This is a genomic window from Promicromonospora kroppenstedtii DSM 19349 (assembly GCF_000515355.1).
GTDB lineage: Bacteria > Actinomycetota > Actinomycetes > Actinomycetales > Cellulomonadaceae > Promicromonospora > Promicromonospora kroppenstedtii.
In genome coordinates this window covers 1,505-2,570 of record NZ_KI911600.1, presented here as the reverse complement: position 1 = coordinate 2,570, position 1,066 = coordinate 1,505, and the positions used below count along the sequence as shown (strand labels likewise).

Genomic DNA, 1,066 nt, shown 5'->3' with positions numbered 1-1,066 from the left:
GGCGGTCCGCGACCGGCCCGCCCCGCGGCTCCGCCGGCCCAAGCCCGCCCGCTCGCCGTGGCTGCACGTCGCGATGGTCCCGGTCACGCTGCTGTGGCTCAGCCCCATCGTCTTCGTGCTGTTCGTCGCGATCCGCTCCTACGACGACATCGCGGGCCGCGGCCTGGGCGCGTTCCCGGCGTCGTTCAGCCTCGACGGCTTCGCCACGGCGCTCACCCAGGGCGGCGTGCTGCGCTCGCTCGGCAACAGCGTGCTCGTCACCGTGTGCGCCGTCGTCGCCTCGCTCGCCCTGTCGTCCTTCGCCGCCTACGCCCTGAGCCGGTTCGACATCCCGTTCCGGCGGACCATCCTGCTCACCATGCTCGCCGGGAACCTGCTGCCCCCGCAGATCCTGCTCGTCCCGGTCTCGTCCATCACCGAGGCCATCGGCATCGGCGACACGCTCACCGCGCTCGTCGTGGTCCAGGTGGGGTTCGGCATCGGCTTCTACACCTTCGTGCTGCACGGGTTCATGCGCAGCCTCCCGAACGAGGTCTTCGAGGCCGCGCGGCTCGACGGCGCGGGCCCTGGCGGCATCTTCTGGCGCATCGTGCTGCCCCTGTCGCGGCCGTCGCTGGCGGCGCTCGCGGCCCTGGCCACCACCTGGATCTTCAACGACCTGATCTGGGCGATGACGGTGCTGCGTACGGAGGCCAAGTTCCCCATCACCGCGGCCCTGCTCAACCTGCAGGGCGGGTTCGCGAGCGCGTGGAACGTGGTCGCGGCGGGCGCGCTGATCGCGGCCGTGCCGACGGCGATCGTGTTCTTCCTGTTCCAGAAGCAGTTCGTGTCCGGACTTCTCGTAGGAGCCAACAAGTGACCTGGATTCTCCCGACCCGTACGGGTCAGTACGTCGTGGGCGAGGCGCCGCGGGGGGCCGGGCTGGTCGCCGTCGGCTGGGGACCCGCCGCCGCGGAGGCGACGGCGCCCGTGGCGGCGACGTCCTCCTTCGAGGCCGACCTCGATCTGCTCCCGCTGGAAGCCACCGCGCTCGGCACCCGCAACGTGCACGGCGCCGAGCTCGTGG

At 72.0% G+C, this 1,066-nt stretch carries 2 protein-coding genes; both read left to right on the top strand.

All coding sequences use genetic code 11. The annotated features are described in order from the left end of the window. The coding region (locus tag PROKR_RS03300) for a carbohydrate ABC transporter permease (RefSeq protein ID WP_036959495.1) at positions 1–859 on the top strand (859 nt) is incomplete at its 5' end. Then, positions 856–1,066: hypothetical protein (locus tag PROKR_RS33660; RefSeq protein WP_036959494.1), on the top strand; the 211-nt coding region annotated here is incomplete at its 3' end. The genes PROKR_RS03300 and PROKR_RS33660, both read left to right, overlap by 4 nt.